The sequence below is a fragment of the Desulfovibrio biadhensis genome, from assembly GCF_055388615.1.
Genome location: NZ_AP042477.1, coordinates 3,181,435 through 3,207,192, shown reverse-complemented (window position 1 = coordinate 3,207,192; position 25,758 = coordinate 3,181,435). Strand labels below are relative to the sequence as shown.

The 25,758-nt window shown below is 54.7% G+C and carries 23 protein-coding genes; 12 read left to right on the top strand and 11 right to left on the bottom strand.

The genetic code is table 11. The features are described from left to right. Positions 1–60: 60 nt before the first annotated feature. Positions 61–738, bottom strand: a complete 678-nt coding sequence (locus ACZ5EH_RS13830; RefSeq protein ID WP_464274468.1) for a tetratricopeptide repeat protein — start codon at positions 736–738, stop codon at positions 61–63. 380 nt (positions 739–1,118) lie between these two features. Between ACZ5EH_RS13830 and ACZ5EH_RS13825 the strand changes: the two genes are divergently transcribed. Then, entirely contained in the window at positions 1,119–2,378 is a 1,260-nt protein-coding gene (locus ACZ5EH_RS13825) for a glutamate-5-semialdehyde dehydrogenase (RefSeq protein ID WP_464274467.1), read from the top strand. A gap of 16 nt (positions 2,379–2,394) precedes the next feature. Beyond that, positions 2,395–3,096, top strand: a complete 702-nt coding sequence (locus ACZ5EH_RS13820) for a nicotinate-nicotinamide nucleotide adenylyltransferase (RefSeq protein WP_464274466.1) — start codon at positions 2,395–2,397, stop codon at positions 3,094–3,096. Here ACZ5EH_RS13820 and ACZ5EH_RS13815 read toward each other — a convergent pair. The 4 genes from ACZ5EH_RS13815 to ACZ5EH_RS13800 all read right to left on the bottom strand — a co-directional run bounded on the left by ACZ5EH_RS13815 (position 3,063) and on the right by ACZ5EH_RS13800 (position 8,751). Continuing rightward, positions 3,063–5,000, bottom strand: coding sequence for a sensor histidine kinase (locus tag ACZ5EH_RS13815; protein ID WP_464274465.1), 1,938 nt, complete (start codon positions 4,998–5,000; stop codon positions 3,063–3,065). The genes ACZ5EH_RS13820 and ACZ5EH_RS13815 overlap by 34 nt on opposite strands. Before the next feature lie 450 nt (positions 5,001–5,450). Continuing rightward, positions 5,451–6,617, bottom strand: coding sequence for a cysteine desulfurase family protein (locus ACZ5EH_RS13810; RefSeq protein ID WP_464274464.1), 1,167 nt, complete (start codon positions 6,615–6,617; stop codon positions 5,451–5,453). A gap of 56 nt (positions 6,618–6,673) precedes the next feature. Then, positions 6,674–7,735, bottom strand: coding sequence for a glycosyltransferase family 9 protein (locus tag ACZ5EH_RS13805; RefSeq protein WP_464274463.1), 1,062 nt, complete (start codon positions 7,733–7,735; stop codon positions 6,674–6,676). Further along, positions 7,732–8,751 carry a glycosyltransferase family 9 protein gene (locus ACZ5EH_RS13800; RefSeq protein WP_464274462.1) on the bottom strand — a complete coding sequence of 340 codons (1,020 nt, stop codon included), beginning with the start codon at positions 8,749–8,751 and terminating at the stop codon, positions 7,732–7,734. The genes ACZ5EH_RS13805 and ACZ5EH_RS13800 overlap by 4 nt, the downstream gene beginning before the upstream one ends. Before the next feature lie 446 nt (positions 8,752–9,197). On the opposite strand from ACZ5EH_RS13800, the gene ACZ5EH_RS13795 reads away from it, so the two are divergent. Both ACZ5EH_RS13795 and ACZ5EH_RS13790 read left to right on the top strand, forming a co-directional pair. Continuing rightward, positions 9,198–10,229, top strand: a complete 1,032-nt coding sequence (locus ACZ5EH_RS13795) for a hemolysin family protein (RefSeq protein ID WP_464274461.1) — start codon at positions 9,198–9,200, stop codon at positions 10,227–10,229. 84 nt (positions 10,230–10,313) lie between these two features. Then, a complete protein-coding gene (locus tag ACZ5EH_RS13790) occupies positions 10,314–10,730 on the top strand; it encodes a cytochrome c maturation protein CcmE (RefSeq protein ID WP_464274460.1) in 417 nt (138 codons plus the stop codon). Positions 10,731–11,055: 325 nt separating this feature from the next. Here ACZ5EH_RS13790 and ACZ5EH_RS13785 read toward each other — a convergent pair whose 3' ends face one another. Beyond that, the gene (locus tag ACZ5EH_RS13785) at positions 11,056–11,649 is read right to left on the bottom strand and encodes a TetR/AcrR family transcriptional regulator (RefSeq protein WP_464274459.1); all 594 of its coding nucleotides are present in this window, start codon (positions 11,647–11,649) and stop codon (positions 11,056–11,058) included. 494 nt (positions 11,650–12,143) lie between these two features. Between ACZ5EH_RS13785 and ACZ5EH_RS13780 the strand changes: the two genes are divergently transcribed. From ACZ5EH_RS13780 to ACZ5EH_RS13745, 8 genes are all read left to right on the top strand, one after another. Further along, a complete protein-coding gene (locus ACZ5EH_RS13780) occupies positions 12,144–13,136 on the top strand; it encodes a TRAP transporter substrate-binding protein (RefSeq protein ID WP_464274458.1) in 993 nt (330 codons plus the stop codon). 15 nt (positions 13,137–13,151) lie between these two features. Continuing rightward, complete coding sequence (locus ACZ5EH_RS13775; protein WP_464274457.1) at positions 13,152–13,709, top strand: TRAP transporter small permease; 558 nt, start codon at positions 13,152–13,154, stop codon at positions 13,707–13,709. Next, positions 13,706–15,106, top strand: a complete 1,401-nt coding sequence (locus ACZ5EH_RS13770; RefSeq protein WP_464274456.1) for a TRAP transporter large permease — start codon at positions 13,706–13,708, stop codon at positions 15,104–15,106. The genes ACZ5EH_RS13775 and ACZ5EH_RS13770 overlap by 4 nt, the downstream gene beginning before the upstream one ends. A 206-nt stretch (positions 15,107–15,312) precedes the next feature. Further along, positions 15,313–15,900, top strand: coding sequence for a flavodoxin family protein (locus tag ACZ5EH_RS13765; RefSeq protein WP_464274455.1), 588 nt, complete (start codon positions 15,313–15,315; stop codon positions 15,898–15,900). Next, a complete protein-coding gene (locus tag ACZ5EH_RS13760) occupies positions 15,897–17,387 on the top strand; it encodes a FlgO family outer membrane protein (protein WP_464274454.1) in 1,491 nt (496 codons plus the stop codon). The genes ACZ5EH_RS13765 and ACZ5EH_RS13760 overlap by 4 nt, the downstream gene beginning before the upstream one ends. Then, positions 17,384–18,172: a L,D-transpeptidase family protein gene (locus ACZ5EH_RS13755; protein WP_464274453.1), complete on the top strand. Its 789-nt coding sequence runs from the start codon at positions 17,384–17,386 to the stop codon at positions 18,170–18,172. The genes ACZ5EH_RS13760 and ACZ5EH_RS13755 overlap by 4 nt, the downstream gene beginning before the upstream one ends. Then, positions 18,169–19,233: a hypothetical protein gene (locus ACZ5EH_RS13750; protein WP_464274452.1), complete on the top strand. Its 1,065-nt coding sequence runs from the start codon at positions 18,169–18,171 to the stop codon at positions 19,231–19,233. The genes ACZ5EH_RS13755 and ACZ5EH_RS13750 overlap by 4 nt, the downstream gene beginning before the upstream one ends. Before the next feature lie 197 nt (positions 19,234–19,430). Next, a complete protein-coding gene (locus ACZ5EH_RS13745) occupies positions 19,431–20,585 on the top strand; it encodes a linear amide C-N hydrolase (protein WP_464274451.1) in 1,155 nt (384 codons plus the stop codon). 92 nt (positions 20,586–20,677) lie between these two features. Here the strand turns inward: ACZ5EH_RS13745 and ACZ5EH_RS13740 are convergent, their stop codons facing one another. The 5 genes from ACZ5EH_RS13740 to ACZ5EH_RS13720 all read right to left on the bottom strand — a co-directional run bounded on the left by ACZ5EH_RS13740 (position 20,678) and on the right by ACZ5EH_RS13720 (position 25,564). Beyond that, positions 20,678–21,343: a zinc-ribbon domain-containing protein gene (locus ACZ5EH_RS13740; protein WP_464274450.1), complete on the bottom strand. Its 666-nt coding sequence runs from the start codon at positions 21,341–21,343 to the stop codon at positions 20,678–20,680. A gap of 85 nt (positions 21,344–21,428) precedes the next feature. Further along, entirely contained in the window at positions 21,429–22,589 is a 1,161-nt protein-coding gene (locus tag ACZ5EH_RS13735) for a type IV pilus twitching motility protein PilT (protein WP_464274449.1), read from the bottom strand. Positions 22,590–22,592: 3 nt separating this feature from the next. Next, positions 22,593–23,675 (bottom strand): type IV pilus twitching motility protein PilT, encoded by a 1,083-nt coding sequence (locus ACZ5EH_RS13730; RefSeq protein ID WP_464274448.1) that lies wholly within the window; start codon positions 23,673–23,675, stop codon positions 22,593–22,595. 264 nt (positions 23,676–23,939) lie between these two features. Next, positions 23,940–25,052: an alanine dehydrogenase gene (gene ald, locus ACZ5EH_RS13725; RefSeq protein ID WP_464274447.1), complete on the bottom strand. Its 1,113-nt coding sequence runs from the start codon at positions 25,050–25,052 to the stop codon at positions 23,940–23,942. Between the two features lie 11 nt (positions 25,053–25,063). After that, a complete protein-coding gene (locus ACZ5EH_RS13720; RefSeq protein WP_464274446.1) occupies positions 25,064–25,564 on the bottom strand; it encodes an Lrp/AsnC family transcriptional regulator in 501 nt (166 codons plus the stop codon). Positions 25,565–25,758: the final 194 nt, after the last annotated feature.

The window sequence follows — 25,758 nt, the reverse complement described above, 5'->3', positions numbered from 1 at the left end:
TTTAATGAAGATATGCCCCCGGCAAGGGTGGTTCCCTTGCCAGGGACGTCATGACAGGAATCAGCTATTGTTCGACTGCTGCTCCAGATTTGAAATCTTGTAACGGTAGAAGGCCTTGATCTGCTCAGGCGCATTTTCAGCTTCAAGCATGCTGCGATAGGCTTCGACGGCAACATCGAATTTACCCAGCTTTTCAGCCAGTTCAGCAATGCGGCGCTGTATTTCACCCTTATAGGCCTCTGGCGCTGCAGGCAAAAAGGCCTGCAGGGCGCTGAGGGCGTCCTCATTCTTACCGCTATCCTCCAGCACATTGGCCATTCCCAACTTGACAGCGGCCTTCATATTGTCTGGCACGTCGCTTTCCAGCTGCCGCCAAACTTTCAAAGCGTCATCGTAACGCTCTTCGGCCTGCAATGCAGCTGCCAACTCAAAGCGGGCAGTGAGTACGAGGGATTCAGGAGCCTGCTGCACAAAAGCCTCAAGCTCGGACACCCTGTCGGCGCCCTGCTTGCTGACCAATATCTGCCCCAGTTCCATGCTGGAAGATTGCGTGTTCTTTTTCTGGACGTATTCAAAAATGCCAAAGCCGCCCACGATCAGCACAATTGCGCCAGCCACGATAGCGATGTACTTGACATTGTCCACGATCTTCTGGAGGGCCGGATGCATGCCATCCCCCAACTCTGCTTGGGGCAGATCGTGTGCTTCTGTTTTTTTCTGCGCCTCTTCCGCGCTCATGCAGACTCCTTTGCTGAATCGGATACGGCAATCGCACCAATGCGACGCCGGATTTGCGTGCCTGCGCCATCAAAACAGCCACTTGCGCCGGCTCTGGTTTCAGGGCAACATATGGGGTTATGTTGCCGCGGCTGAAAGGGCCTTGTATCACAGCTTACAGAAATGTCAAAAGGCTTTCAGCCTTTTTCCCAATTTACCGCTGCCAAAGGAATTCTTCAGCCGCTTCAGCAACTTCCGACATATCGTGGAAAATTATTCCACGACACTTTTGTATTCCTTAAGGAGCGGAAGAGCACCCTTACCGCTCCCGCGCCAAGAGAGCAAGTCATCCAGAATGGCCTAATTTCTTGAACGCGATAATCTGTCCAACAGGAGGAACGATGAGCATCGAGCAACAGGTCCTGGAAATCGGTAAGAACGCCAAACAAGCTGCGCGGGCGCTGGTCAAGGCCACCCCGGCCCAAAAGGAGCAGGCGCTTCTGAAACTTGCAGAGCTGCTCGACTCGCGCAGGAACGACATTGAAGCCGCCAACAAAATAGACTTGGACGCGGCAGAAGCTAATGGGCTGGATGCCCCACGCATGGACCGCCTGCGTCTGACGCCGGCTGTTTTGGATGAGATGGCGCGCGCATGTCGTGAAGTAGCCGCCATGCCAGACCCTGTTGGCGCCATCGAAACCATGTGGCAACGCCCCAACGCATTACAAGTAGGGCGCATGCGGATCCCCCTCGGCGTCATCGCAATGATTTTCGAATCCCGTCCCAATGTGACTGTGGATGCTGCCATTCTTTGCCTGAAAGCCGGCAATGCCGTGGTCTTGAGAGGTGGTTCAGAGGCCATCAACTCCAACCTGGCCCTTGGGAAACTGCTACACGAAGCGCTTGAAGAAGCGGGATTGCCCGCTGCCGGCGTACAGGTGCTGCCCATGACGGACCGCGCCGCCGTGCAAGCCATGCTCAAGCTGGACGAATACATCGACGTGATCATCCCCCGCGGCGGGGAGAACCTGATCCGGGCCGTGGTTGCCGATGCGACCATGCCTGTTCTCAAACATTACAAAGGCGTTTGCCACGCATATATTGATAAGGATGCAGACCTGGACCAGGCATTGGAGATCGTTTTCAACGCCAAGGTGCAACGCCCCGGCGTGTGTAACGCACTGGAAGGCCTTTTGGTGCACGAAAAGGAAGCCGAGGCTTTTCTCCCCAAAGTCGCCGCAAAGCTCGGCGCCGCCGGAGTCAGCTTTCGCGCATGCCCCCGCTCCTTGCCGCTTTTGGGGGATGCCGCCCAGGCAGCCACACAAGAGGACCAGGGCATGGAATTCCATGACCTCATCCTCTACGTCCAGGTTGTCAAGGATCAGGACGAGGCCCAGGACTACATCGCCGCCAACGGCTCCAACCACACGGAACTCATCTGCACCAGGGACCACGACGCCGCCATGCGTTTTCTGCGCGAAGTGGACGCCTCCATGGTGGGCGTGAACACTTCATCCCGCTTCAACGATGGCAGCCAGCTCGGATTGGGGGCGGAAATCGGCATCAGCACCTCAAAGCTGCACTCCTACGGCCCCATGGGCGTTACGGAACTGACGACCACCAAGTTCGTGGTGCTCGGGCAGGGGCAAGTACGGGGCTGAGTGGGGGTAACTGAAAATGCGCGCCATCGGATTGCTCGGGGGCAGTTTCAACCCCTTTCACATAGGGCACCTGCGTCTGGCCATTGAGGTGCTGGAGCGCCTGAAGCTGACGCGGGTGGACATCACCCCCTGCAGTGTGCCGCCTCACAAGGCGACTTCCGATCTATTGCCTTTTGAATTGCGCGCCCAGTGTATTTCCCGCAGCATTGGAAGTGAAGCCGGAGAACACAATGTGCCGGGCCTCGCGCTCAACACCATGGAGCGCGAGCGCCCCGGCCCTTCATATACCTGTGACACCTTGGCGGAATATGCCCAGCGGGAGCCTGACGCCAGAGTCCATTTTGTGCTGGGAGCTGGGGACATATTGACACTGCCTTCCTGGAAACAGGGGCTGCAACTACCTGATCTGGCTTCGCTGGTGATCGTTCCCAGGCAAAAACGCGACCTTGCCGACGTGTCCGGCTTTGTTGAAGAGCACTGGCCCGAAGCCACGCCAGTTACGCCCCCACAAGGCGTAACCGCATGGAATTTTCCACAGGGTACGCAGCTCATATACCTGCCGCTCCCCCGCATAGACATCAGTGGAGAAATGATCCGTGAACGCTGGCGGGAGGGGCGCAGTCTGCCTGGCCTGATCCCCGGCGCCGCCCTTTCCCTGCTGTTGCGTGAAGCAGAAACCGTGGCTCAATTCTGGGGCAAAAACGGCGTGGCCAGCTGAGCCGCCTTGTCCGGTTCGGCTCGTTGCAAAGTAAAAATAAAGGAACTGCCCATACCAACGGTGCTTTCCACCAATATCTCGCCGCCATGCTGCTCCACAATGGAACGACAGATGGTCAGCCCCAGGCCCGTGCCCTTAGGCTTGTCGGTGAGGGTATCCCCCAATTGGCTGAACTGGTTGAAAATATGTTCCTGGTCGTCCGTTGAAATGCCTTTTCCCGTATCGCTGACACCAACCCGGACCGTGTCGCCATCCCGTTCTGCCCACAACCTAACCTGCCCCTCTGTTGGGGTGAACTTCAGTGCATTATCCAACAGTTGCCGCAGCACATCCAGAACCAGCTCCTTGTCGCACATTGCCAACAATCCGCCAGGGGGCTCCTGCAGTGAAAAATTCGTTCCCTGCTTTTCAAAAATCAATGCCATTTCACCATGAGCCTGCCGGAGAATGGGGGCCATGGGTTCGGGCCGCAACTCAATTTGCTTCTGTCCCGATTCCAGCTTTGCCAAGTCAATGACATCATTAATGAGCTTTGATAGCAGTTCCGCGTCTATCATCAACATTTCAAAGCTGTTCCGGACCTGCTCTTTCGTGCGCTGCGCCCGCGCATCTTTCTTTGGCAGATAAGGAAAGATTCCGTTTTCCAGTTTTTTGCGCAGCATCTTGCTGAATCCCAAAACCGAGGTCAGCGGCGTCCGCAACTCGTGGGTGACAGTCGTGATGAAATCGGATTTGAGACGGCTGGCGCTTTCCGCCTCGGCCTTGGCGTGCCGCAACTGTTCTTCAGCCTTCTTGCGCTCCGTAATATCTTCCAGAACGCCATCCAAAAACAACGGTGCGCCATGCTCGTCCCTGGTCAACTGCACATTCATGGAGCCAAAAAACAGCGTGCCGTCGTTTCGCTTGAAAAGAGCTTCATAGGTGGCAACGCCTTGCCTTGATTGCAAATCATCAAGAATTTCCTGCCGTCGATGTGGCGTTGCGTACACGTCGCTATTTAGACTGTTCCCCTTTTCCGCGAATTCCTTGCTCTCGTAGCCGAACATCCTACGCAAGGAAGGGCTCACCATAACGACCTTGCCATCCAGGGTAGTGCGAAAAATACCCAAGACGGCATTCTCAAAAATACTACGGTAGCGCTCCTTGGCCTCGTGCAGTTCATGCTCCATGATCTTGCGTTCTGAAATGTCCATGATGGCACTGACCACACCGGCCGGCTTTCCGGCAACATCATAAAAAGGCGCTTTGGAAATGATGACATCTTTTACCAATCCAGACGCCAAAGTCATCGGGCGTTCATAGGCCACATGCTGCCCATTGGCCAAAATGCGCGCATTCACTTCTTCGCAATGGGTCGCGAAATCTTCGCTATAAAATTTCCGTGCCCGCGCACCAATTATTTCTTCCTTGGAAAGGCCTATCAATTCTTCGAAGGCCTTGTTGCACCCAAGATTGACGCCGGCAACATCGCTGTAATGAATCGGCAAGGGGGTTGTTTCAAGCAAGGACTGCAAAAAGTGAAGCTGCTCCTCATAGGCGACTTCGCTCTTCTTGTAGTCTGTAAAATCTTCAAACAGCTCAATGACAGAGGAAACTTTTCCGTGATTATCATGTAAAGGGCATGAGATGATGCGCATCATCCTGTTCTCGCCCTTCACCTCTAGTTCCACAACGGCCCTGTGCACACGACCCTCTGCAAAGGCGCGACGTGTCGGACAGAACCACGCGACACCATCTTGTTCAGCGTGTTTGAAAACATTGTAGCACAGAGGTTTTACCCCCTCGCCAATGTGTACATCCGGAAACCATTCACGCATTGTCGCATTCATGCTCAACACGCTGTATTTTGCATCCAGATGCAAAAGCCCCAGTGGAATGTTATCCACCACTCCCTGGTATTGCATATTGGATTCCTGCAACTTCTGCTGTAGTTTTCTATGTTTTACAAACAACAGGAAAAAAGCTGCAAGACTAACAAAAAGCAAAGCACCGAGCACGATAAGAGAAATGCCTTCTCCTTCAAGAGGTCTTTTTTCCTGTGCGCCTGCTGGCAAAGCAAACGCGAAAAGCAAAGTAGAGCACATGAGAAATGAGACAGCAGGCAACAAAACGCCAACAGCATGCTTTTTCAACAAAGCGAATGCAGCATATACCTGTTTGCTGCCATGCGTACTATACTTGCTGACCATGCCTTACCCGTTACCCGTACCTGTCTGAATAAAATGCGTCGTTCCAGTTATCACAATTTTTCTACGTAATTCATTAGCATATTGAAGCACATTACAACAAACAACTACCCAACCGCCATCCTTCAAAAACATCTTTTGGAGCCCATGCAGCCGCATTTGCCATGTTTAAAGAACAGAAAGCGGATGTAAAATCGGACGAAGCCGTTCAAGCAACTCTTCCACATCGTTTTTTGTGGTCAAACGCCCCCATGAAAATCGTATAGCCCCTGCTGCATATTCCTCTGGCACGCGCATGGCCTCCAAAACGTGGCTGATGCTCACCGTATCGCCGCCTGAGGCATCCGCATGGCAGGCTGCCCCCGCCGATGCGGCTATGTCTTGTCCCACCATGCCGGACAAAATATCGCCAGCGCGCAAGCCCTTGAAGCCGACGCTCAGCGTATTGGGCAGTCGGGGGGCGTTTCTGCCATGCAGACTCACCTCTATACCAAGTTTGCCCAATCCCTCGTAAAGATAGCCACAAAGCGCTTCCTGCCGTCCCATCTCCTCTTCCAGTCCTTCCAGAGCCAACGCACAGGCCTCACCCAAAGCCACAATGTAAGGCACATTCTCCGTTCCCGGGCGCAGCCCCCCCTCCTGTCCACCGCCGTAGGTGGAAGGCGCAAAAGAGATCACGGGATTCACATACAGGGCCCCTATCCCCTTGGGCGCATACAACTTGTGTCCGGCCACGGTAAGGAAATCCACGCCCAGCTCCTGCACGTTCACCGGAATCTTGCCCACTGCCTGTGCAGCGTCCGTATGCACCAGAAAACCATACTCACGCGCCTTTGCTGCAGCCTCGGCAACCGGTTGCAACACGCCGGTCTCGTTGTTTGCCAACATCAACGACAGCAAGCGAGGGCCGCCATCTAGCGGCGCTTCCGCCAGAGCGTCCTCAAGAAAATTCAAATCCAACACACCGCGGTCATCCACGGGCACCTGCACCACATGCACGCTATGCCGTGCCAACTCCCGTGCCGGCTCCAGTATGGCGGGGTGCTCGATCTGACTGGTGACCAGGCAACCGCCGGTGGCGTTTTCAAAGACACCGTGCAGCACCATGTTATTGCTTTCCGTGGCGCAGGAGGTGAAGACAATAGCTTCCGGGCCGCAGCCCAAAAGTCGGGCGACCTTGTCACGTGCCTCGTCGATTGCCTGCCTGGCGACAACACCAAATTCATGGCCGCACCCGGGATTCCCGAAATGCTCCATAAAATAAGGGCGCATGGCATTGAAAACCCTGGGTAGCACAGGCGTGGTGGCGTTATAATCAAAATAGAGCGGACGCATACGTTTTCTCCTTTCACGTTATGGACGCGGTGGTCCACATCTTTGCACCATGCGCATCACGATAGCGGGCCGGCGGCTTCGATTACTCCCCGCATCACAATATCAGGGGTTATGCCTTCGAGGCATTCATGCTTTTTGTTGCAGGCTTTTTTACCATGCAACGAGCAAGGGCGGCAGCCCAGATCGCGCTCCAGCACTACATGCTTTCCCCGCCTGGTGGCGCCCTGCGGAAAAAAGCCCCAGGCACGCGTTGTCGGACCAAAAAGCGCGACAACCGGCGTTCCCACGGCAGTAGCCAGGTGCATGGGACCGGAATCCCCCGTGATAAGCACATCAGCACAAGCCAGCAATGCAGCGCTTTGCCGGGGCGACGTCTGCCGCGTCAAGTCCGACGTATAGTGTGCCTGCTCTCCTTTGAGGGGCGCAAGCCCTTCATGTGTAGCAGCACTTCCTACAATAAATACACTCCACCCTGCATCTAGCAACATACGCCGCAATTCCCGCCAATGCGTTACAGGCCAGCGTTTGCTTTCATGAGCGGCAAAAGGGTGCAGGGCCGCGACCCGTGTCTGCCCGGCAAAGGGCAAGTGGTCTGCCAACATTTCCCTGGCTGCTGCCAATTCTTCCTGTTGCAACCAGATATGAGGCGCCAGCTCCCTGGAAGGAGGTGCCGCTTCTTCCAGAGCCAGGGCATAGCGTTGGGGAACGGTAAGACGTTCCAGTTTTTCGAGCAACGACGGCCAGCGGGTGAGTCCGGCTGCCCGCCGCAGCATTGCCATTTTAGGGTAGCGCCGCACCTCTCCCTTCCAAAGCAAAGAGACCATCCGCGAACGTGTCGTGCCGTGCAGGTCCAAAAGGCCGTGATCCGACAGGCGCGCAGCAAGTTCACGGGCGGTGGCAATGAAACTTTTTGTCCGGAGCGCCTCGGAATCCAACTCCAGCACATCCTCCACAGCAGGGTGCCCATGCAAGAGCTCCCCCCAGGGGTGTTTGGTCAACACGCTGAAACGCAAGCCCCGCGTTCTGCGCCAGTAGTCCATTACACCTGTGGTCAGAAGCACGTCGCCCATGGCGCCCAACCGCATGACCAACCATTGCGAAGGCTGGCCCGTACTCATACCGCCCCCTTTTGTCGCGGGGCGTATAACCGCTCCTGTACAGCCGGCCAGACGGTATCAACACGGATGTCCGCCAGACAACGGTGGTGTCCTTCCTTGCAACGAACGCTGCCATGTTTTCCGCAAGGGCGGCAATCCAGGTCGGTTTCCAGCACCAATGCACTGCTCCCCCTGGGGTAAAAACCCAGTTCCCTCGTGGTGGGGCCGAAAAGGGCCACCAAAGGCGTCCTTTGCGGCCAAGCCAGGTGCATCGGGCCGGAATCATTACATACGTAGCAATCCACTGCCCCCAAAAAGGCGGACAGAGCGGACAGGTTCAAACGGCCTGAAAGATCGTATAAGCGGTTTTGCCTGTCAGGAGCAGCGGCCTTGGCTGCGCCGAGCAGTTCCTGGGCAAGTTCCTCCTCGCCAGGGCCGGCAAACACCAAGACCTTGGCGCCCTCTTTCGTTGCTAACGCGGCAATCTGGCCAAAACGTTCGGCCGGCCAGCGCTTGGTAGGCCATACAGAACCGGGATGCAGCCCCAGCAGGGGCGCCCCTTCAGGATTGTTCTCCCGTTGCCAGTGAGCGACCTGCTCTTTTGCTTCTGCGGCGAGGGTCAACTCCGGCCAGGAAAAAACCTGGGCAATCCCCAGGGGTCGGAGCAACCCGAGTAAACGCTCTATTTCGTCAAGTTCACGAAACCGGCGCTGTACGCGGTATTTGAAGGCAAAACGGGAAAGTGCCCCATTTTCATACCCTACCCGAACAGGAATACCCGACGCAATGGCAGCCAAGGCACTGCGCTGGCTGGTGTGGGCGCAGACCAGCACGTCATACCGCCCTTGCCGTAATTGTTGGACAAGACGCAAAAGGCCTGCTGGGCCGGCATCGCCCCCGCGCTTTGCAACGGGCACAACACGCGAAAATTCGGGCTGTGCGTGAAAGAGCGACTCCAGACCACCGCGAACCCAAAAATCAAGGGCCGCCTCCGGCCATGCCCTGTGCAGGGCGGCAGCCAGTGGCAAAGTAAGCACGGCATCTCCCAAAAAGGCAGTGTTCCACAGGCATATGCGGTGCGGCGGCTTCTGGATCAAGGGCGTTTCATTCATGGTATGCAGGGGTGAGCATCGGAAAGATGCGTTGTGGCGAAGCATCTATTAATACCAACTGGAAACGGTAAAGGCAATTGTTGGGATTGAAGCGCGGCCTTGCACGCGCCGCTCGTATCGGCGGTGTGGAGCAAGGCCCTTGCCGCGGTCCTGACATCGCGCAGCGAAGCCGGACCGGGGCGCGCCCCGTAGTGGAAACAAAGCAGCCCGCCCCGCAGCAGGGAGGCGAATGCCCCTCATTGGGGATTGCATTTTCCCTTGGAACAACGTATGAGCGGTTTCACGTATGGACCCTGACCCGCAACTTTACCATCACATAATCACCCGCTCTTCTTGCATTGTTGCAGTGGGAAATATTGGCATGCCCGGCCATGTTTGAACTGATCCTGTCAGCCGGCCTGGCCATTTTTATTTCTGCGCTTTGCTCGATTACAGAAGCAGCGCTCTATGCTGTTCCCATCAGCCACATCGAGCATTTGCGTCGCCAGGGAAAAAAATCCGGCCACATTCTTTTCAAGCTGCGCACTAATGTAGAGCGCCCCATCTCTGCTGTGCTCACGTTGAACACCATAGCCAATACAGCGGGCGCTTCCATTGCCGGCGCAGCCGCCATCAAGGTTTTCGGCTCAGAAAGCATGGGCCTTTTTGTGGCGGCCTTTACGGCTGCTATTCTTGTATTTTCCGAAATTCTGCCCAAAACCATCGGCGTTGCATACGCCAAGCAGCTGATGCCTGTTCTGGCCAAGCCGCTTGAAGTACTTGTCCTGATTTTTCTCCCCGTCATCTGGATCACAGGCTATTTGGGACGCAAAGTCCGTCCTACCAGCGAGATAAAAACCACCGAAGATGACATTACCGCGGTGGTCAGCCTGACCCGTAAGAGTGGCGTCATCCAACCTTACGAAGAAATGACCATCCGCAATATTCTTTCGCTGGACAAAAAAACGGTGAGCGACATCATGACGCCCCGCACCGTAGTCTTTTCGCTGCCTGCCCAAATCAGCGTCATCGATGCGCGCAACATCAAAAACTTGTGGCATTACTCGCGTATTCCCGTTTACGAAAACGATGATCCTGAAGAAATCGTAGGGATTGTGCTGCGACGCGCGGTCCTGGAAACCGTTGCAGACGATCGCTACGACACGCGCATCAATGAAATTATGCGGCCTGTCCGCTTTGTGGTCGAGACACTGACCCTTGACCGCCTGCTGGTGAAATTTCTTGAGTCGCGGATGCACCTGTTTGTTGTTCTTGATGAATATGGCGGCGTTGCAGGCGTTGTGAGCCTGGAGGATGTGCTTGAAGAAATCCTGGGCAAGGAAATTGTCGACGAGACGGACCAGGTTGAAGACATGCGTGAGTTGGCCAGACGCCAACGTCAACGGTTGACGAAAACAAAATAATTCATAATTCTTGGTGTACGTACCGCCTGGATGATGCTAATATCCATGCACGGTCAATGGTCAGCACAGTCATGGAGGAGATAAATGGCTAAGAAGTCTAACAAGAACGTGTACATCGCCGCGTTCGCGCTCTTGCTGGGGGCCTTGGGTTTCCTGCTCTTTTCCGGCCTTTCGCAAAACAGCGTCTATTTTGTCGAGGTTTCAGAGGCACTGGCCATGGAACCCGGCAAGTTGGGTTCAGCCCGGCTTTTCGGCACTGTTGACGGCGAGAGCATTCAGACCATGGAGACACGCTCTGGCGTCACCTTCCGCTTGCTGGACAGTCAGGACAAGGGAAAAGCCATTTGGGTCAAATACGCCGGTGTTGTCCCTGACACGTTCAAGGATGGCGCCGAAGTTATAGTGGAAGGCGCCCTGCCGAATGGACATCAGACCTTTGACGCCAATGTGCTGATGACCAAGTGCCCTTCAAAGTATCAAAAGGAAAACCGCGAAGGATAATCCCCCCACGCATATTTCTGTTCCCACGACGGCGCTCCAGACCATGGGGCGCCGTTTTTTTCATAGCGATATGCGCCTGCCCCTGCAGAAAATACTCGCTCCTCTAGAACAAGTTCCCGGCTGTTTTTCCCTGCCTTTCACGCACGGTGCGAAATGACAGCAAACTACGTATCCACTTATCAAAATACGCCAGAACTATAACACAGTCACAAAATAATGCACGTGTCCCATTGCATGCACAACACCGCATGCAATTAAAGCATTGGCAGCACTGTGCGACATTCTTCAATTGCTGCACGCAAGCAAATACACCCTAAACAGGCATTTATTCTTGTAAAATAGATTCTGGAGCGGAAGCGATACTGCGCATGACGAAACGGATACTTTCGTCATATAGGGTAGGAACATCATAGGGAGAAATGAAACGGGTACGTACAGCTCCAACGATATTGGCATATATCGCAAAAGCTATCTCTTTTGGCGGAAGATCTTTGATAGTACCGTCTGCAATCCCCCGTTCCACATGCTGCTGCAATTCTGCTATCAATGCAGTGAAAGAATCCGTGATGCGTTGCCTGTCCAGGTCAAGCCGGACATCACTGAACGGAGAGCAGCGCAACAGAATGGGAAACGTGGAGCGATGCTCCAGAGTGAAATCGAGATAACGTCTGATGAACGCATGGACGGCCTGTACACCTGTAGCAGCATTGGACGCCACATGGCGCACGGCATCAAGCATCCGGAGAACCATATCGTCTCCAGCAGCTATGAACAGTGACTCCTTACTGCCATAATAGTGCGCTACTAGACCAAAAGCGACATCAGCCTTTTCTGCAACCATTTTCACGGTCGTGGCACTATAGCCATGAAGGCCAAACAGCTCCTGTGCAGCTACAAGTATTCGTTCTTTTTTTGTCATGAGAATTGATTGATTCGTCAATCGACGTTCATTGAACCATAGTTGATTGAGAAATCAATGTCAATACTGTTCTGTCTTGTTATGCAACAGATACAAATTGTGTTGTATTGAAAGGTCTTCTCTGAAAAGTACGGTCATTATGCTTCAGATCGTTTGCAATTCAGTATGTTTTTGACTACAAAGAAATGACTACATGGCAGTGCACGTGTGCTAAATAAACATCGTGCGGAGCACCACAGGGTCTGGCAGGACCCAGTATGCGTGCTTCACAGGTGGCAAGGACAGGCAGGGAACCGGTCCTGACAAGCATTGCACAACGCGTTCACGCCATGCCCTCATGAAACGTCCTATCATGAGCGTCGTCTGATGCTTACGGCGCTGCAGTATGAGTGTTTGGAGCCCCTCGGGCTTTGGAGCTCCCCTTTCTGGCAGAAGGGACTGTTGCGTCTGTGGAGGCGTGTACAACAATCATTCATCGCAAGGAGAGAAAAGGCATGCTCAAGAAACAGTTTGTGATGGCCCTGGCTGCAGCAATGATTTTAGTTTTTGCCAGTTCTGCATTTGCTGCCGACCCCATCGTCATCAAATTCTCCCATGTTGTTGCTGAAAACACCCCAAAGGGGCAAATGGCCAACAAATTCCGCGATCTGGTAGCAGAAAAGATGGGGGGCAAGGTTGTTGTTGAAGTATACCCCAGCTCCCAGTTATTTGGCGATGACAAGGTTCTGGAAGCAATGCTTCTAGGCGACGTACAGCTTGGCGCCCCTGCTCTCTCCAAGTTTGAATCCTATACGAAAGTGCTCCAGGTATTCGACCTCCCCTTCCTGTTCAAGGACATGGAAGCTGTTGAAAAATTTCAGAAAAGCGACGTAGGACAAAAGCTGCTGCACTCCATGGAAGACAAGGGCATCCTCGGCCTGGGGTACCTGCACAACGGCTTGAAGCAACTGTCCGCGCATGAGCCTCTGCGCGTCCCCGAAGACGCTCATGGCAAAAAATTCCGCATCATGGCCTCCGACGTTCTGGCCGCCCAGTTCCAGGCTGTTGACGGTGTTCCTCTGAAAAAGCCCTTCTCTGAAGTCTTCACCCTGCTGCAAACCAAGGCCATCGACGGTCAGGAAAACACGTACAGCAATATCTACTCCCAAAAATTCTACGAAGTGCAGCCTTACATCACCGAGTCCAACCATGGCCTTCTCGACTATCTGTTGGTCACTTCCTCCGAATTCTGGAGCAGCATGCCTGACGACATCCGCACTGAAGTCGCCGCCCTGCTCGAAGAAGCCCGCATTTACGGCAACAAGATATCAGAAGAAAAGAACCTGGAAGCCAAGCAGAAGATCGTCGACTCCGGCCGCAGTGAGATCATCATGCTGACCGCTGACGAACGCGCCAAGTGGGTTGAAGCAATGAAGCCCGTATGGGCTGAGTTCGAAGGTCAGATCGGCAAGGACGTCATCGACGCCGCTGCCTCCGCATCCAAATAAGGACTCTGAACCCCAATGATACGATCGTTCATCGACCAGCTGGAGGAAGGAATTATTTCCTTCCTCCTTGCTGCAATGACCCTATTGGTATTTATGGAGGTCGTACTGCGCTTCGGCTTCAACACAGGGCTGATGTGGGCACAGGAGTTGACGCTGCACCTTTCAGCCTGGATGGTTCTTTTCGGCGCTTCCTACGGCTTGAAAGTCGGCTCGCATCTGGGCGTAGACGCCCTGGTGCGTTCCATGAAACCTGGTTTACGGCGGATAGTCACCATCATCGCCGTGTTTGCGAGCCTTGCTTACTGCGGCCTCTTCATCAAGGGGTCGTATGTCTACCTCAGCAAAATGTACATGATCGGCATCCACTTGGAAGATTTACCCGTTCCAAAGTGGGCCGCCCACAGCATCCTGCTGATTGGATTCGTAATGCTGGCATACAGGCTCCTCCAACTCCTCTGGCAGCTCTTCACAGGCAAAGCCGACGGCTTCACCATGGTTGACGAAGCCCAGGAAAGCATGAAATTGGCCGAAGAAGCCAAAAAACTCGCAGAATCAGAGGGTGACGCCACATGACAACCGCCGCCCTGTTTATAATCCTGTTCATTTGCATGTTCTCGGGTATGCCCATCGCCATCGCCCTGGGCCTCTCGAGCATTACCACAATCCTGCTGTTTTCAAACGACTCCCTGGCCTCCATCGCACTCAAGCTATTTGAGGCGGAAAGCGCCCACTATACGCTTTTGGCCATTCCCTTTTTCATTGTCTCCGCCCAATTTCTTTCTACAGGCGGCGTGGCAAACAGGCTCATCCGCTTTGCCATTGATTGCGTCGGCCACATCAGAGGCGGCATGGCCATGGCTTCCGTTCTTGCATGCATGCTCTTTGCTGCCGTTTCCGGCTCTTCTCCGGCAACTGTCGCAGCTATCGGCAGCATCGTCATCGCCGGAATGGTCAGAGCCGGCTACCCGGAATCCCTGGCGGCAGGCGTCATCACCAACGCGGGCACCCTGGGCATCCTCATTCCGCCTTCCATCGTCATGCTGGTATATGCCGCTGCAACCGAAGAATCCGCGGCCAGGCTGTTCATGGCCGGATTCATCCCGGGTGTCATGATGGGCACCATGCTGATGCTGGTCATCTACCTGGTGGCACGTATCAAAAAGCTGCCTGCACAACCATGGCCCGGCTTTTTGCAACTCTTTCGCTCCGCCATTACGGCATCGGGCGGCCTGTTCCTCATCGTCATCGTCCTGGGCTCTATCTATGGCGGTATTGCCAGCCCCACGGAAGCGGCAGCCGTCTCAGCCGTCTACGCATACATCATCGCCGTATTCGTGTATCGAGACATGGGCCCGCTCAAAGGCGTAAAGTGGGTGAAAAGTGGCGAAAACTGGGGTGTGGCTGCAAGCCGCAACATCGCGCTCATGCTTTGGGCTCTGCCACGCTCAATCGTTCACCCCGAAGTGCGCAAGGTTGTACTCGATGCCTCCAAGGTCAGCATCATGTTGCTGTTCATCATCGGCAACGCCATGCTTTTTGCTCACGTGCTGACAACGGAACGCATCCCCCACGACATTGCCGCACTGATCACAGGCTGGGGGCTGCCTGCCTGGGGATTTCTCATCGTGGTCAACATCCTTCTGTTGATGGCAGGCAACTTCATGGAGCCATCGGCCATCCTGTTGATCATGGCACCGATCCTCTTCCCCATCGCAGTACAGTTGGGTATCGACCCCATCCACCTGGGCGTTATCATGGTCGTCAACATGGAAATCGGCATGATTACACCACCAGTGGGGCTCAACCTCTTTGTTACAGCCGGTATTACAGGGCACAGTCTAACCTGGGTTCTGCGGGCAACCATGCCATGGCTGGCCATTCTGTTGGTGTTCCTTATTCTCATCACCTACATCCCGCAGATTTCCTTGTTCTTGCCGGAGTTCATCGACCAACTGAAGGGGTACAATTGATCTCGCTCCTCTAGCTGAAACAAATAAACAGGAACGCCCCCAGGTCATAAAACGCCAGGGGGCGTTTTTCATGAGAGCCGCAACCTCTTGCTCCTTTATCTTTAGGGACGTATTATCTAAAATGTTTTAGATCTTCTGCTCAAACCGATTCCAGCCTGTTCCGGGAATGCGCGGCATGCATACCGGTAAGAAAGGAGGCCCGATCGATGCGCATACTGTGTCTGTATGGCAGCCCGCGCCCTGCAGGAAACAGCGCCGTCCTTGCATACAGCTTCTGTGATGCCGCCGAAGCGCTGGGCGCCCAGGTATCTCGAGTCCAGCTTAACGACCTGGACTACAAAGGCTGCCAGGGGTGTCTTGCCTGCAAGAAAAAAGCGACGTCCTGTGTCTATAAAGACGACCTTCTCCCCGTGCTCGATCTCGCCAGCAAGGCTGACTGCTTGGCCATGGCGACCCCGGTGTATTTCGGTGAAGTGTCCGCGCAGCTGAAAGGGTTTATTGACCGCACGTTCTCTTTCCTCACCCCTGAATACGCCCACAACAAGGAAAAACGATCCCGGCTCAGTCCCGGAAGGCATTTCGTCATGCTCATCGCCCAGGGGCACCCCCTTGAGGATCGTTTCGACGACATCTACCCCCGCTATCACCGTTTCTTTAAATGGCAGGGCTTTGACATACCACATCTGGTGCGCGCTTGCGGGGTCTACCACATTGGAGACATGCAGCAAAAAAGCGAAATGCTCGAAGCAGCACGGACAACCGCCGCAGTGGTCTGCGGCAAGGAGGAGGCATGATTTTTCGTTTTCCTGCGCGTCTTGTGTTGCTCTTGCTGTTGGCGCAATTCCTGCTTCCTTGCGTAGCACAAGCAGTAACCGATCAAGAAGAAAAGAAAAATGATGACGACAAACTTGTTGTAGCCATCCTCGAGTTCGATGCTGTGAACGAAGAGGCCAAACAAGGCAACAAGGGGCGCATTATCTCAGAAATTTTCACCACAGCAGCCGTCAAAAACGGTCTCGAGGTGGTGGAACGCCACATGATCCGTAAGGTCATGGATGAAATGGAATTCGGCGAATCAAGTTTCTCTGGGACCGACGCCATGAAAATCGGTGTCATGCTTGGCGCAAAGGCCGTGCTCACGGGTTCAGTCAGCGAATTTCTCGGAGCCCTGCGCATTGACGCCCGGCTAATCAACGTCACGGACGGCAAGATTCTTCTGGCCGACGGCGCCCAGGCTGAGCTCAATCTGCAAAGCATCACCACGGCAGTGCAGGGACTGATGGCCAAAATGGTGCGCGTTCTCGAACCGGGGCAGGCGCCGCAACAGCCCGTCCAGCAGGCACAGCAGCCTGCGCCTGCCATGTCCCCGCAACCGGCGCCGCAGCCAATCCAGCAGCCAGCCACCACGCCTGCTCCTGCCAGCAACGGCATAGGTGGCGGCGCCATCGCCAACTCCACGGGGCAACCCTCACAGCAACAAACGCCCCCCCAGGCTGGGCAGATATGGACAGAGCCGACTACGGGCCTGGTCTTCGCCTTTCTCCCTGGCGGATGCTACACAATGGGTAGCCCGACCAATGAATCCGGACGCGACAAGGACGAACGCCAACACCAGGTATGCCTCGACCCATTCTGGATGGGACTGCATGAGGTGCCCCGAAAAGCTTTCGCGCATTTTGTCTCCCAGACCGGGTACGTCACGGACGCGGAGCGCGAAGGCTTCTCATGGATATACCTGGGCAAGACCTCACGCGCCAAAGGGCACAACTGGCGCAATGTGCGCTTCCAGCAAAGCGACAGCGATCCGGTGGTCAATGTCTCATGGAACGACGCCCAGGCTTTTGTCCGTTGGCTCAGTTCCACAACAGGGTATCGCTTTCGGCTGCCCTCCGAGGAAGAATGGGAGTACGCCTGCCGCGCCGGTACCAACGGCCGCTGGTACTGGGGGGAGAACAGTCACAACGCCTGCCAGTATGCAAATGTGCACGACGCCACCTCTCGCAGGATGAACGGCTACGACTGGAACGGGTTCGACTGTGACGACGGGTTCGCTCAAACAGCACCGGTCGGCTCTAAAATGCCAAACCCCTTCGGCCTCTTTGATATGCTGGGCAATGTCTGGGAGTGGACACAGAACCCTGACCCAGCCTCCGGCAAATACATAGCTCGTGGCGGCAGCTGGGACGACCATTTCAAGTATGTCCGCTGCGCCAACAGGGACCTGATCCGCCCCCATTATCGTATCTACAGTTTAGGCTTCAGAGTGGTACTGGTACAATGAACAGGAGCATTCTGACACTTCTCGCTCTAGGCGGGCTATTGCTCTGCTGCGCGCATGCCGCATTTGCCCTGGAGATGCAGATGGGGCTCAATGAGAATGCGCCCCCTTCCGTTCTCCCGCAGGACAGCCGCCAACTCATTCTTGTCACCACTGCAGGCTGGGATATCAATCAGGGAACCTTACAACGGTACCAACGGGACGCGGCCGATACGCCGTGGCAGCCAGTTGGCGCCGCACTTCCCATTGGTGTTGGCCACAGCGGCCTTGCCTGGGGGGTGGGGCTGCACCCCAAGGCAACCACAACGACAGACCCCGTAAAATATGAGGGCGACGGACGTGCGCCTGCCGGAATATTCGAGCTGCCTTTCGCTTTTGCCAGGGCTCCGGAGGAAGTACCAGACGCAAAAATGCCCGTTGTGCACACCAACTACGAACTTGTTTGCGTGGATGATGCCGCCTCTGCCAACTACAACCGGGTCATCACCCCGGAGCAGGCTGGCGGCAAGGACTGGAAAAGCGCTGAAAACATGCTGCGCAAAGACGAACTGTATCGGTGGGGCGTGGTTGTGGCCCACAACTACGAAACCCCAGTTCCCAAAAGAGGCTCCTGCATTTTTCTGCATGTGCGTACAAAGCCGCAAGGCGTAACCAATGGCTGCACCGCCATGGCTCCTAAAGACATGGTCGAGCTGCTGACCTGGCTGACCCCACAAGCCCATCCAGTGCTGGTGCAGTTGCCAGCGGCCGAGTACCAGCGCTTGCAAAAGGAATGGGGGCTGCCATGATGGCAAGGGGCGCCCTTGCCCTGCTCTGTTTCTGGCTGATTGCGGCGCCTTGTTGTTTTGCACAGGGCCCGGACCTTGCCGGCCACCCGGTCCGCTCACTTGCCTGGTGGCGCGAACGTCCCATGTCCCGCCCCCTTGAGTCGCGGGTTGCCCCTGCCTCTCATGAGATCATCGATTATCTGCGTCAGGACTATACCCAATGGGGGGCGAACCCTGCAGAAACCACCGCCATTCAGCCCTTTACCACGCCGGAAGTCGAATCCCTTGTCAAAGCATCCCTCACATCCATTGTCGCCGCGCTGCCTCCACACTTGCAAAAAGTGCTGCAGGAGCGCCTGCTGGGCGTGTTCATTGCTCAGGAGTTGGGCTCTTCCGGATATACGGAGAGTGTTTATGCTACAGGTGGCGATGCAGCACACGCCTTCATCGTGCTGGACGGCGCACTGCTCGGACAACGCCGCGCCAATGCATGGGCAAGTTATCGTGAGTCGAGCTTCTTTGCGCCAGAGGAAAACGGCCCCACCATTACCATGCGCATTGCCGCAGATAAACAGGACAACAGCTTCGAAGCCGTCCGCTATATTCTGCTCCATGAGCTGGGGCATTGTCTCGGTATCATGACAGGGGCGCACCCTGACTGGAATGCCCCTCCTGACCAGACCGTCACCTCTTTCCCTTTTGTGGATGCGTCCTGGCTCCTTGATACATCTGGAGATGCCGCGCGGTATGTAAGCCGTTTTGCGAAAAGCTTCCCTTGGCGCTCCAAGCTGCGCATTTATTCTTTTGCAAACGCCCCCCTTGTAATAACCCAGGCTCCAGAAGTGTATTCCGCCCTCATCCGGAGCACCAACTACCCTTCCTTGTATGCGGCGGTGAATCCTTACGAAGACTTTGCTGAAAGCTTTGCCGTATACCAGCACGCCATCCAAGAGGGGCGCCCCTGGCAAGTCATTGTCTCAGGTGCGCCGGGAAATAAATCCCAAAAGCTCACCACCTGCTTTCGCAACAACCTTTGTCCGCAAAAACAACAATTCATGGAGCGCTGGTTTAACAGACCATAGCGATCCACCGTTTTTTCATTCGTATCAACTTCATCAGAAAAATTTAGCAAAATTACATTGAAATCTTTACGCGCATCGTTGTTTTTTCCCACCATAATCATTAGCGTATCCAGTTGTGATACGTTTTATCGAAATCCACCCTGGATCAAATAAAACGCTTTATTGCAAGCACATACACAAAAAGGAGGCTTGGAAGCATGATATCACGCATGGCGTCTCGAATGGCGTCTGAAAAACGATCCATCTTCGTCTTAAGCACACTGGCAATCTTTTTCTGCACAGTATTGGCGCTGGCTGGCAATGGTAATGCCTGCACCCGCATCACCCTGAAAGGCGAAGACGGCACCGTCGTTACCGGTCGCACCATGGAATGGGGCGCTTTCGACATAGAACCGGACTCGGTTGTCATCCCCAGAGGAATCTCTCTTACCGCAACCGAAATGCCTGATGGGAAAAAGGGCGCCACCTGGAAAACGAAATACGGCGTCGTGGCCGTGACCATGTTGCATAAAGACGCCTACGCCGACGCCTTGAACGAAAAGGGGCTTTCGGCTTCCGCGCTGTATATGCCTGGATTTGCAAAATATGAAGACTACGATCCGGCCATGGCAGACAAATCCATCGGCCCCTTGGATGTTGTCGCCTGGATCACCACACAGTTTGATACGATTGATCAGGTGCGCAAAGCCATTGATGCCATCAAGGTGGCGCCGACGGTGGAACAATCTCTGGGGTTCTCCCCACCGATGCATTACATTGTGACTGATTCCACGGGTGCCTCGATCGTCATAGAATACCTTGAAGGCGCGTTGAAAATCTATGACGCCCCCTTGGGCGTGATGACCAACTCCCCCTCCTATGACTGGCACATGACCAACCTGCGCAATTACATGAACCTGCGCGCTGTCGGCTGGCCTGAAGTGTCAAACAGCCAGATTGACCTGACGCCCATTGGTTCAGGGTCCGGCATGCTGGGTTTGCCAGGGGACTTCACCCCCCCATCACGGTTTGTCCGCGCTGTGGCCTTGTCGCAAACAGCCAGGAAGACCACGGGCGGTTTTGATACGGTGCGGGAAGTTTTTCAAATCATGGACAGCTTCAATGTACCGCTGCCGCTGGCTGATAATGAAATAGGCAAGGGCCTGTCCCCTGCCTGCTGCAGCGACACACAGTACACCGTGGTTGCGGATACGAAAAATATGATTCTCTACTACCATACCGACACAGCCAGAATAGTACGCAAAATCGATCTGAAGCAGATTGATTTCAGCGCTGGCGACGGCAAGGTAAAGAAGCAGGCGTTGCGTATAGGTGAAGAAGACGCAATCAAGGACGTTACGCCCAAACTCTAGGTTCAAGCCAGCCTTGCGTTATGGGCGCGATGACAAAAAAACGGCCGCTGTGGGAACACCCCATGGCGGCCGTTCATTGTATCTAGAATGGATCAGCTTGCAGCGCCGGAGGGCAGCTCGCCCTTGGCCATCTGCAGATAACGATAATATTCGTCAAAGGCCTTGAGGGCCATACCAAACAACTCGTGCCCTCTGTCCAGGTCGTGGATATTGAAATACGTGTTGATGGCCCTGCGAAAGGCGATTTGCGGATCCAGACTCTGGGCATTGTCACCAATCAGAATGACATTGATGGTTCTGCGCTTGACGCCGGGCCATGATGCCAGTTCTGCAAGTATGGCCTGATACTTTTTGGAATCTTCCACAAGCAGAACATGGTAATCGTTGAGCCGCAGCTTCATGACAGCTTCACGAACATCTGAAGCGCGGCTTTCATAATAGCCCATTTCCGAAAAGTAGCCCTGAGCCGCCTCAATCCAGCGCTTGGAGTCCAGGGCCATGAAGACGATGCGCGCACCTGGCGGAAAAATTTCCGGCTCCACCTGCATGCTGGACTCACGCGCGGCGTCCTGCTCCTCCGCTTCATGCGTCAAATCCGGCGCCATGGCCATGCCCTGGTTTTCGCCATAGGGAGAATTCTTGTCGAGCACGACACGCTCCTGGCAATGGGGGCACTTTACCTTGAATCGTGGGGTGCTGGGCAGCTTGTTGTCCGGAATGCCGATTTCCTTGTGGCATGAAGAACAGATGAAGCGCATGTTTTTTCCTCGTATGTCCAATGCCCTCCCAAGGGGATGGCGTTCTGGCGTCTATCTCGCTGGTCTCCGGTCGGAAAATTCCAAATCAGCCGCCGTATTCCTCATCAATGGTCAGGCCTTCAATGTCGGTAACCTTTTCACCGCGCGATGCCTTGAGCTTATCAACCATCTGCCCCAGCTTTGATTTATCCGTGGCGGCAAGCATGGCGGTATCTTCGGTGATCAGTCCATCCTCAAAAAGTTTGAAAATGTACTGGTCAAACGTGATCATGCCGTAGGTTTCGCTGGTGGAGATGACGTTGTAGAACGTCTTGTCTTCGCGCTCACCATTGACGATGAGGTCTGTAACGCGCAGATTTTTGCGCATCACTTCAAAAGCGGCCACGCGCCCTCCCCCGACTTTTGCCAGTAGACGTTGCGAAACAACAAATTTGAGGGTTTCCGCCAACCGGATGCGGATAAGGCGCTCCTCAGCCAGCTCGAACATACCGATGATACGGTTGATAGTCTGCCCAGCGTCTGAAGTATGCAGGGTTCCCAGCACAAGATGGCCGGTTTCTGCAGCTGACATGGCGATCTCAATGGTTTCCCTGTCGCGGATTTCACCCACCAGAATGACTTTTGGCGCCTGGCGCAACGCCGCACGCAGCCCACTGGCAAAGGCGTCGAAATCCTGCCCAAGCTCGCGCTGGTTGACGGTCGCCTGTTTATGCGGGTGCACATATTCCACAGGGTCTTCCAGGGTAACGATGTGGACATTGAGCGAAGAATTTATCTTGTCGATGAGTGCGGCCAAGGAGGTGGACTTACCTGAACCTGTGGCGCCCGTCACAAGAATAAGGCCGAATTTTTCATGGGACATGTCATTGAATATTTCAGGCAGGCCCAATTGTTCGATGGTCGGCACCTTGGTGGAAAGCTGGCGCATGACAATGGACAAGGAACCCCGTTGGCTGAAGATATTCACGCGGAACCGCGCACGGCCTGGCAATTGGTAGGCCAGGTCGCAGGAGCCCCGCTCCACAAGATCGCGAAAAGTGCGCACATGTGGCCCCATCAAGGCCATGGCCACCGCCTCTGTCTGAAAAGGCGCCAGCTTGCCCAGGTCCGGCTTCAGGGGCACGGTTATGAGCTTGCCATGGACCTCGGCCTGCAGACTCTTTTCTGCAGTGAACAGAATATCAGAGGTTTGCGGGGCATAGTCCAGAACCTGCCCGATGATATGATCGAGTTGCGAGCGCAGCATGGTCTATTGCTCCGTAAAGTCCTCGGGGGGCTTGGTCAGGTATTGCAGAAAGCGTTTCTTATCCACACACTTGCTATACGCGTCATTGGGGTCGATCATATTCTTTTCCAGGAGCTTGCGGATTTCATCATCCAGCGTTTGCATGCCCTTGTTCTTGCTCGTCTCAATGACGGAATTAAGCTGATATGTCTTGTTGTCACGGATCAGGTTGCGCACCGAAGGAATACCCAGGAGCATCTCCAACGCCGCCACACGTCCGGGCTTGTCTATGCGTCTGAAAAGGGTCTGGGCTATGACCGCGCGTAATGACTCCGCCAAAGCGTTGCGCACCTGTTCCTGCAGGTCGCCTGGAAAGACCTCGATGATACGGTCGATGGTTTTAGGTGCGGATATGGTGTGCAGGGTGGAAAACACCAGGTGACCGGTTTCTGCCGCTTCCAGAGCCAGTTGTATGGTTTCCAGGTCGCGCATTTCACCGACCAGGATGATATCCGGGTCTTCACGCAGGGCGCCGCGCAGGGCGGCCTTGAAGGATTTGGTGTCACGCCCCACTTCACGTTGGTTTATCAAGCAGCTCTGGGGCTGGTGCACAAACTCGATGGGGTCTTCGATTGAAAGGATGTGGTCCTTGCGTGTCTTGTTGGCGTGATCCAGAATAGCTGCCAGGGTAGTGGACTTACCCGAGCCCGTGGGGCCGGTGACCAGCACCAGGCCTTTTGGCAGGGAAGCAAGCTGTTTCAAAAGCGCCGGCAAGCCCAGCTGTTCAATGGTCAGAATCTTTTCCGGAATTTCACGGAAAGCAGCCGCAATACCGCGACTCTGCATGAAATAGTTCACACGGTAACGGGCCAAGTTCGGCACTTCATAGCCAAAGTCCACGTCACCAGTTTCTTCAAACTCCTTGATCTTCTCTTCAGGAGTTATCTCGTAGAGCAATTGTTTAAGTTCATCGTGGGTAAGCATCTTATACTTGACGCGTTGCAGTTCCCCACGGATACGAACCACCGGTTGCGAACCACTGGACAAATGCAAGTCCGAACCGCCGTTTTCATGCAGCATTTTGAAAAAAGCATCTATTTGAGCCATGCGCTGTCGCTCCTGCCAGGTGTCTCGACCAGAACGTCCCTCTATCGTAGTGATCTGGAATGCCTGAAAACAGCCCCCCTGCCTGATCAGGGCGCAGGGCTCTCGGTGTAAACACCGCTATACAGTTACAGCATGTCTCATTCTGTACAAACCTTTCCCAATGCAGTCAATTGAGCTAATCGTCGTGCAAAAACGCAAAAAGGGCCCGCCTTGCAATGAAAAGCAATGCGGGCCCTGAAAAGTAAAACGATAGAACAGGGAATGTTACATCAAGGTGGCTACATCCACACATTCGTAACCAAGACTTTCACCCACTGCTGCACAGGTGACCTTGCCTTCGTAAACGTTGACGCCCTTGGCCAGCGCGGCGTCCTCCATGACGGCTTTTTTCAAACCCTTTTTGGCTATGGCCAGTGCATAGGGCATGGTCACGTTGGTCAAGGCATAGGTAGAGGTGCAGGCAACCTCGCCGGGGATGTTGGCTACGCAGTAGTGCACAACATCATCAACAACATAGACGGGATCCTGGTGCGAAGTGGGGTGACTGGTCTCGAAGCAACCGCCCTGGTCAATGGCGACGTCCACCACAACGGAACCGGGGCGCATGGTCTTGATCATTTCCCGGCTTACCAGCCAGGGAGCGCGAGCGCCGGGGATCAGCACGGAGCCAATGACCAGATCGGAATCGGCCACCAGAGAAGCGATGTTCTCACGGTTGGACATCACAGTGTTGATACTGTTGCCGAAGATGTCATCCAAATAGGCCAGCCGCGCCTGGTTGATATCCAACAGATAAACCTGAGCGCCCAGGCCAACCGCGATTTTGGCGGCATTCACGCCAACAACGCCGCCGCCGATGATGGTGACGACGCCACGACGCACACCGGGCACGCCGCCCAGCAGCACGCCGCGCCCTCCATGGCTTTTGCCAAGGTAGGTGGCGCCCACCTGAGCAGCCATCCGGCCGGCGACTTCACTCATGGGCGTGAGCAGCGGCAATGAGCGGTCAGGAAGTTGAATGGTCTCGTACGCCACACCAATGACTTCACGCTCGAGCAAGGCCTTGGTTTGTTCGGCATCGGGGGCCAGGTGCAGGTAGGTGAACAGAATCTGCCCCTTGTGCATCATGGGGAATTCAGGGGCCAAAGGCTCCTTGACCTTTATAATCATCTCGGCACGTTTCCAGACCTCGGCGGCAGTATCCACAATAGTGGCTCCTGCCTGTACGTAGGCTTCATCGGTCACGCCGGAGCCGAGACCGGCGCCTTTCTCGATAAGCACTTCGTTACCAGCTGCACTGAGAGCCTGCACGCCAGCAGGCACCAGACCCACCCTGTTTTCACTGTTTTTGATTTCCTTTGGCGTACCGATGATCATTGCTCACTCCATTAAGATTGATTTGTGCTGAGAAAACGGGCGCGCAGGCCCTGGGGCAAAAGGGTCCATTTCCGCTTGCCCTTCATGACCACGAACGATTCACTGGAACTGATGCCCCCTATCTGGGGTAAATCCTCGTGTAAAAACCTGTAAAGATCGGCGATGTCGTCTGTCAGCGCCACCTCGACCATGATGTCATAGCGTCCGGTAACCACAGCTGCCCAAGTCACGTTTTCCAGCTCCCCAATCTGCTCGAGCTTTGCGTCGAGCTGGTCGTGGCTCTGTAGCGTCAGGCAGACCATGGCGAGGGTTAGCCCCTTGATACGAAACGGATCAACCAGGGCGCCAAGGCGCATGACTTTATCGCCAATAAGATTGCGCAGTCTGGCGCGCACAGTGGGAGCAGTAACGCCAAGACGCTCTGCGCACTGCGCCACGGAAAGCTGACCGTCTTCGGTGAGGACGGCGGCCAATCTCTTATCCTGTGTGTCCAGCGTGCGTGATTCCTGCATACTCAGAATTTCCTCTTTGAAATGTTCAGAAACTGTTTTTTTCATATTGGTAAATTTTGTCAAGATTAAAATCCTTTTTAGATAAAATCTACAATGATTTTTTACTGAAGCCTTCATCAACACACGGCATGCTCCCTATATATGCAGGTAATTATAATTGCGCATACAAAAATATTTGAGAAACTACACACAAT